At 39.5% G+C, this 7,865-nt stretch carries 6 protein-coding genes; 3 read left to right on the top strand and 3 right to left on the bottom strand.

Annotated elements, in window-relative coordinates:
- The coding region (locus IQ229_RS05455; protein WP_194041976.1) for a replicative DNA helicase at window positions 1-4,057 on the top strand (4,057 nt) is incomplete at its 5' end.
- Between the two features lie 96 nt (window positions 4,058-4,153).
- Here IQ229_RS05455 and IQ229_RS05450 read toward each other — a convergent pair.
- The 3 genes from IQ229_RS05450 to IQ229_RS05440 all read right to left on the bottom strand — a co-directional run bounded on the left by IQ229_RS05450 (window position 4,154) and on the right by IQ229_RS05440 (window position 5,827).
- Window positions 4,154-4,675, bottom strand: a complete 522-nt coding sequence (locus IQ229_RS05450; protein ID WP_194041974.1) for an FKBP-type peptidyl-prolyl cis-trans isomerase — start codon at window positions 4,673-4,675, stop codon at window positions 4,154-4,156.
- Window positions 4,676-4,753: 78 nt separating this feature from the next.
- Entirely contained in the window at window positions 4,754-5,077 is a 324-nt protein-coding gene (locus IQ229_RS05445) for a phasin family protein (protein ID WP_094352173.1), read from the bottom strand.
- Between the two features lie 339 nt (window positions 5,078-5,416).
- Window positions 5,417-5,827 (bottom strand): 2TM domain-containing protein, encoded by a 411-nt coding sequence (locus tag IQ229_RS05440; RefSeq protein WP_194041972.1) that lies wholly within the window; start codon window positions 5,825-5,827, stop codon window positions 5,417-5,419.
- A 520-nt stretch (window positions 5,828-6,347) separates the two neighbouring features.
- Here IQ229_RS05440 and IQ229_RS05435 point away from each other — a divergent pair.
- Complete coding sequence (locus IQ229_RS05435; RefSeq protein WP_194041970.1) at window positions 6,348-7,232, top strand: ParA family protein; 885 nt, start codon at window positions 6,348-6,350, stop codon at window positions 7,230-7,232.
- Between the two features lie 436 nt (window positions 7,233-7,668).
- Window positions 7,669-7,865 (top strand): hypothetical protein (locus tag IQ229_RS05430; protein ID WP_194041969.1); only part of this gene is annotated, 197 nt, incomplete at its 3' end.

Raw genomic sequence — 7,865 nt, 5'->3', positions numbered from 1 at the left:
TAAGAGACAGATTTTGGGGGGTATTTTGCTAGATCCAGAAGCGATTAGTCGAGTTAGCGATCGCCTCCTTCCCGAAGCTTTTTACATTAGCGCCCATAAAGATATTTATCAGGCAGCTGTGAGGCTCCACACCCAAGGTAAACCCACAGATTTGCTTTCAGTCACAAGTTGGCTAACTGACCATGAGATGCTTACCCGCATAGGCGGTAGAAATAAACTAGCAACTCTGGTAGACCGCACAGTGTCAGCCGTGAATATCGATGCCCTCGCAGGGTTGGTGATGGAAAAATACCTGCGGCGGCAGTTAATTAAAGCTGGCAATGAAATTGTACATCTTGGTTACGAGACAGAAACCGAGTTACCAACTGTTTTAGATCAGGCAGAACAGAAAGTATTCGGCGTAACTCAAGAACGTCCCCAATCAGGTTTAGTCCATATTTCTGATACTCTAATTAATAATTTCCAGGATATCGAGGATCGAAATCAAGGCATCGCCTTACCTGGTATTCCCTGCGGATTTTACGATTTAGATGCAATGACCAGCGGCTTTCAGCGTTCTGATTTGATTATTATCGCGGGCCGCCCATCAATGGGGAAATGCCTTAGCCATGATTCAGAAATAGTTTTGGCAGATGGAACAATTACCACAATTGAAGAATTATATAAACAACGTTATGGCTCATTATTGACGCTAAACAACGACTGGAAATTTACCTTTACTCAACCCTGTGCATTTGTAGATGATGGTATCAAACCAGTTTTTCGGGTAACAACTCGCTTAGGTAGGTCTATTGAAACTACAATCACTCACCCATATTTGACTGTTAAAGGCTGGCAAAAATTAGAAAATCTGACAGTTGGCGATCAGATTGCTGTTCCGCGAAAAATAAATGTATTTGGTACAGAAACCATCCGTGAGTGCGAAGTAAAATTATTAGCATACTTAATTGGCGATGGTGGCTTAACTAACTGCACTCCACGATTTACAAATAGTAATCCGTTATTGCAAGCAGAATTTTCTCAAGCAGTTGCTGATTTTGTTGGTTTAAAAATTCGGTGGCAAGATTCTCAAGGTACACGCACACCATCACTTTGTATACGTGGAGATTTGGAATTTATTGCTATTCAAAGACAGATTTTTGCTGAAAGTTTTAAACTAGCGATTCAATCGCAGTCATTGACAGGAAAAGAAATAAGCCAATTAGTTGGAGTCAGTCCTACTTTACTTTGCGCTTGGAAGCAAGGAGAGTGTGTACCAAATTTAGAAACTTTTGAGCTATTATGCGAAATTTTACAATTAGAGTCAGAAGAGTTTGTATCTCATGGATTTGCCTGCATGAGCAAATCTCGGAAGAACTCGCTAACACTTTGGTTAGAAAAATTAGGTTTGTGGGGCAAAGATGCTCATTCTAAAACTATCCCAAACATCATTTTTAAATTAGAGCGATCGCAAATAGCCTTATTCCTTAATCGTCTCTTTGCTACTGATGGATGGGCTGCACTACTTACTAGCGGTCAATCACAGTTAGGCTATGCAACAGTCAGCGAGAAACTAGCAAGACAAATTCAACATCTTTTATTAAGATTTGGCATCATTGCATCACTCAAAAAACGGTCTGTCAAGTATAAAAACACACGCAGATCAGCGTGGCAATTAGATATTACTGATGCCTTATCTATCAAAACTTTTATTGCAGAAATAGCTATCTTTAGTAAAGAAGAAGCAATAGCAAAAGTTGCAGATGCAATATCTCAAAAAAGATATCAAACTAATCGTGACTTGATACCTGTAGAGATTTGGGAACAAATAGCAGTAGCAAAAGGCAATGAAACTTGGAGTAGTTTAGCCAGACGGGCTGGTATTCAAGGCTATACAAATATGCATGTTGGTAAACGTGCTTTAAGGCGAGAAAGACTTTGGACACTAGCTACAGCTTTAGATAATTTACCACTTCAACAGTTAGCAACCAGTGATATTTATTGGGATGAAATAGTTGCGATTGAGTCCCTGGGTAACAAGCAAGTTTATGACTTAACAATTTCAGAAACACACAATTTTGTTGCTAATGATATTTGTGTACACAATACAGCATTTTGCTTGAACCTTGCTCATAACATTGCTGCTTCTTATAAATTACCAGTTGCTTTTTTCAGCTTGGAAATGTCCAAAGAGCAATTGACGCAACGTTTATTAGCTAGTGAAGCGCAAATTGAAAGTAGTTATTTGCGAACTGGGCGTCTGAGTCAAACGCAGTGGGAACCTTTAAGCCGTGCTATTGGTATCCTTTCCGAGATGCCAATTTATATTGATGACACGCCGAATATTACAGTTACACAAATGCGTAGTCAGTCAAGAAGACTGCAAGCTGAAATAGGAACTGAATTAGGATTAATTGTAATAGATTACCTGCAATTGATGGAAGGAGCAGGTGATAATCGCGTACAAGAATTGTCAAAAATTACGCGTCAACTCAAAGGTTTAGCGCGGGAATTATCTGTACCAGTAATTGCTTTATCTCAGTTGAGCCGAGGGGTGGAAGCACGCACTAATAAACGCCCGATGTTATCTGATTTGAGAGAATCCGGTTGTTTAGCAGGCGATAGTCTGGTGACATTAGTAGATAGCGGACTGCAAGTACCAATTAGGGAATTAGCAGGTAAATCTGGTTTTGCAGTTTGGTCATTGAACGAAGCTACAATGCAGCTAGAAAAGGCAATTGTTAGCAATGCTTTTTCTACTGGTGTAAAGCGTCTGTTTACTTTAACGACTCGATTGGGTCGAAAAATCCGTGCCACAGGTAATCACAAGTTTTTAACAATTAATGGCTGGAAAAGACTTGATGAATTAACTCCTAAACAACATTTATGTTTACCAAGACATCTCCCCAGTCCTGCTAAACAAACCATGACTTATGCTGAAGTCGCATTATTAGGGCATTTAATTGGCGACGGTTGCACATTATTGCCACGTCATGCCATACAGTACACCACTAGAGAGATAGATTTAGCTCAGAATGTTGCTTTTTTGGCAAGAGAAGTTTTTGGAGATTCAATTGTTCCTAGAATTTCACCTGAGCGTGGGTGGTATCAAGTTTATTTATCCGCAGCACAGAATCTAACTCACCGTGTGAGAAATCCAATAGCCAAATGGCTAGACTCTCTCGGTGTTTTTGGTTTAAGGTCTTATGAAAAATTTGTACCTCAAGAATTGTTCTCACAACCCCAAGAGTTAATAGGTTGCTTTCTAAGACACCTTTGGAGTACAGATGGCTGTATAAAATTGGTTGCAGGAAAAAACTTAAGACCTATTGCATATTATGCAACGAGTAGCCAGAGACTAGCTTTTGATATACAGACACTTTTGTTAAGACTTGGCATTAACGCAACACTCAGGACAGTTGCTCAAGTTGGGAAAGGTAGAAATCAATATCATGTAATAATCACTGGTAAGCCCGATCTGCAATTGTTTATTATTCATGTTGGAGCAGTTGGAGAATATAAGCTACGTTCACTCCAAGATATTTTCCAACACTTTGAAAACAGTATTCACAACCCTAATAGAGATATAATTCCGAAGGATGTTTGGAAAATAGAGGTTATACCTGCGATGCAAGCTATTGGCTTCACCACACGGATATTACAAGCCTCCATTGGAGTTTCGTTTTGTGGGTCTACTCTTTACAAAGTAAATTTAAGTCGAGAAAGAGCTTTAAAAATCGGCAACATTGTCCAATCATCTAAACTGGTTACTCTTGCCAAAAGTGATGTTTATTGGGACGAGATACTTTCAATTGAATATAGCGGTGAGGAAGAAGTCTTTGATCTTACAGTTCCTGGTTTGCATAATTTTGTTGCGAATAATATCATTGTCCACAACTCAATAGAACAAGACGCGGATTTAGTAATAATGTTGTACCGCGACGAGTACTACTCTCCCGATACTCCCGATCGCGGCATTGCAGAAGTAATTATAGCTAAACATCGCAACGGCCCTACAGGTACTGCGAAACTTTTGTTTAATCCACAATTTACAAAGTTTCAAAATTTAAAAATTTAGCCATTGAATTGGGGACTGGGAATGGGAGACTGGGAGAAGCCAATGCCCAATGCCCAATGCCCAATGCCCAATGCCCAATGCCCAATGCCTTAGTTTTTACTTAACTCCCAGCAATTCCACTTCAAAAATTAGAGTTGCATTGGGTGGAATCACGCCACCAGCACCACGAGCGCCATAGCCTAAATCAGATGGGATGATTAATCGACGCTGGCCGCCTACTTTCATGGTGCTAAGTCCTTCATCCCAACCTTTGATTACCTGTCCAGCACCGATTTTAAAGCTGAAGGGTTGGCCGCGATCGCGTGAACTATCAAACTGAGTACCATTTTCTAGAGTGCCGACATAGTGAACTTCAACCGTTTGTCCGGGTTTAGGAGTCTCCCCAGTCCCCTCTTTTAACTCGACATACTTTAATCCAGAGGGAGTGGTTACGGCATTAGCATCAGACATAGGATTACTCGCAATTAAGATATTGTTTTCAGTTACAGTTGTGGATACTGGCGGCGTTTGGGTGAACTCGGCAGCAATGGCAGTATTTTGTTTACTGCCTACTTGCCCCACAACCAAAAGCACAACACACACCAGCATGAACGCCACGCTGAGGAAAATTGGTTTCAAAATCAGTTCTCCTTACTTAAGTATCCTGGCAAAAAGATTACCAACAGGACACATTTAGTTTAAATCAGAAAGGGCATTCTAACGCCAAAGCTTATTTTCTAAATCGCGCAATTGCCGCTCTAAACGGTCAATTCTACCCCTCAGTTCGTCCACTTCCGACTGGCGAGCCACCCCCAAATCCTGCATCATATTTCGCATTTGCCGTTGCATTTGCACATCGAAGTTTCCCTGTTCTGACTTTAACTGCTGGGCAATATCATCTATTACCGCCTTGGCTTGCTCAGGATTGAGCTTACCGTCTTTGACTAAATCATCGCTGACTTGCCGCAATTTTTCTGCGACTATAGACGTTGTGCCAAGACCCACCATCATTAGCTGTTGCAACCAGTTGTTGTTATCCATACTCCCTTCCTTTTATCTTATTAGCCAGCCGACCCTTGCTTTTGAGTTTAGGCAATCAAGCTTCTTAAAGCGTAGTTATTCTAGCCTACAGCTCTATTTTGGCAAATTGGCAAGCACAAAGATAAGGATCAAGGGGCGTGATTATACAACTCCTCAAGTTTAAGGTTGCCCAAATTTACCTATTTTGCGATGTCAGAGGTAATTTCCTATAAATACAAAGCTCACACTCACAGCAAAGGGTGAGTGTGAGCAGTTCATGAGAAGATTTTATCTAGGAGGAGGCACAAGTTTAGACAACAGCGATCGCTGAATATCTGAGATTGATCGTTAAAGAAGAAGTTAAATTTGTGTACGCCATTTCTGAAAAGCGATCTCGTAATCCTCTGATTTACTCTGATAAACACTCCACCAATGAAAAAATAGTCCTAATCCCCATCCTAATACTGGGAAAATAGCCCAAAAATAACTAGGACTAGTGATTAAATTTAAAAGAATGAGGAATAAATTCACCGCTAGGAAAGAAACAAAGTTTGACCAAAAGGCTCTGCGTCGGAAAGTATTAAATGTGTGTCGTGAATGTTCTTCTTCTTGTTGAGCTAACCACTTTTGTTCAGTTGTTTCCAAAATATTAGAAGAAATACCTAACTCAGATGCCATTTCTAAAAGCTGTTCTCGTGAAAATTCACCTTTGTCTTTACGAGTGAGTGCTTTTTGCAGGATTTGTTCTACATCTTCGGAATCGTAAGTCATTTTAATCACCTTATAAGTTTGTGTGTAAATGCGCCTTTGATTTGACGAAATTATCGATCGGCTTCGTTCAATTCAATTAGCAAATGCATCCGCATTTTGCACCCAATACTTAGTTATATTCACAACACTATTATTTTCTCACAATTGATTTAGGGCTACTGTATTTGTCAATACCTCTATAATTGCTTTGATAAGAGCGATCGCTGTTACGACATTAAGCCAAAGATTGTCATTATTGAGTAAAGAAGGCTGGTAGCTCAAATCCATGCAAAGATTCAACTACATATTGCTGCCTCAATCGAGTCAACATCACTGAAATCACTCTTTTTAATTTCCAAAAATATTAAATTTAATGGAAGATTTAAGATATCAGCAGAGGTATACGCTACCTAGTAGTCTGTCAAGTTTGATTTGATCGGTTCGTAGTTTGTGCTTTAGCGTTAACTAGAAAACAATCCGCATCCCTCAATTATTTCTTGACAGACTACAAGTGGGAATGCGTCAATAGAGGACTCAATCAATGGGATATGTAATTGCTACTGCCAATATGAAAGGTGGCGTTGGTAAAACCACCCTCACCGTCAACTTAGCTACCTGTTTAGCTAAAAATCATGGCAAGCGGGTGCTGGTTCTTGATTTGGACAGCCAAATTAGCGCCACACTCAGTTTGATGTCGCCTTTAGATTTTGCCAAGCTTCGTAAACAAAGTAAGACATTTAGGTATCTGATAGACGAAGTTATCAATCCAGACCCCCAAGCAAAACTTACAATTCAGGATATTATTCAATCCCAGGTTTGTAATCTTCCCGGACTAGATTTATTACCGGGAGACATCGATTTATATGATGAATTTGTTGTTTCAGAAATGCTGCATCAACAAGCTACTGCTTTGGGTGAACAGGACTTTGAAACGATTTGGAATCGTTTTGAAAGAGTTTTAATTAATAACATCTTAAAACCAGTACGTCAAGAATATGATTTTATCCTTCTCGATTGCGCCCCTGGCTATAATCTATTGACTCGTAGTGCTTTAGCCGCCAGCGATTTCTACATACTTCCTGCGAAACCAGAACCATTATCTGTAGTAGGTATTCAACTGCTAGAAAGACGGATTGCCCAATTAAAAGATAGTCACGGACATGAAACCAAGATAGATATAAAAATGTTGGGAATTGTATTTAGTATGTCCAGTGCTAACCTGCTCACTGGCAGATACTATAAACAAGTAATGCACCGCGTTGTAGAAGATTTCGGTGTCGAAAAAATTTGTAAGGTACAAATACCTGTTGATGTCAATGTTGCTAAAGCTGTTGATAGTTTTATGCCAGCTGTTTTAATTGCTCCCCAATCAGCAGGTTCAAAAGCTTTCTTGCAATTAACTCAGGAGTTGTTGCAAAAGCTATAACCCTACTGAATCATTGATGAATAACATAATGTCTGATTTATTAAATTAGAGATATGAATTGTAAAGACGCAGCACTGCTACGTCTTTACATGGGTTTCAGGCAATGAATAACTAATTTCTGGAGATGTCTATTAAATGAGTTGGGAAATCTGAACCTTTCGATTTTAACTAAGGTTAACTAAGGTTTGAAGAAAGAGAATTTCTATTTACTCTACGATAAACAAGCTACGTAGAAAAAATCTCAAATCTCAAAGTTAAAATTCTTTCTTGAAGAAAAATGCTTTAGGCATGGAGTAAATCTAAAATCTAAAATCTAAAATTCACAATTCAGTGACAGATGAGTTATCCTTTCCTAAAGATCAGCAGTTATACTGAAGCTATAATCGGTGAGATTCAGCTATTGAGTGAAAAGGTCAGTAAATCTCACTAAGAAACAATGGTTAGTAACGATTCTGCACGGGCACAGAACAATCAGCACTTGCTAATGCGCCTACCAAGGACTCTGAGTTATCTCGAAACCTGGGGCTTCGGGTTAACTGGTCATGTTGGATGGATTGGTACTGCTCCTATCATTCATGCAGCGTTAGGGCCGAAAGCTATCTTAGTTTGGTTTTTTGGCACAATTATTTCCTT

The organism is Nostoc cf. edaphicum LEGE 07299, assembly GCF_015207245.1.
GTDB classification, from domain to species: Bacteria; Cyanobacteriota; Cyanobacteriia; order Cyanobacteriales; family Nostocaceae; genus Nostoc; species Nostoc edaphicum_B.
Note: the sequence above shows the minus strand (reverse complement) of the source record. Positions and strands in the feature narration are given on the sequence as shown.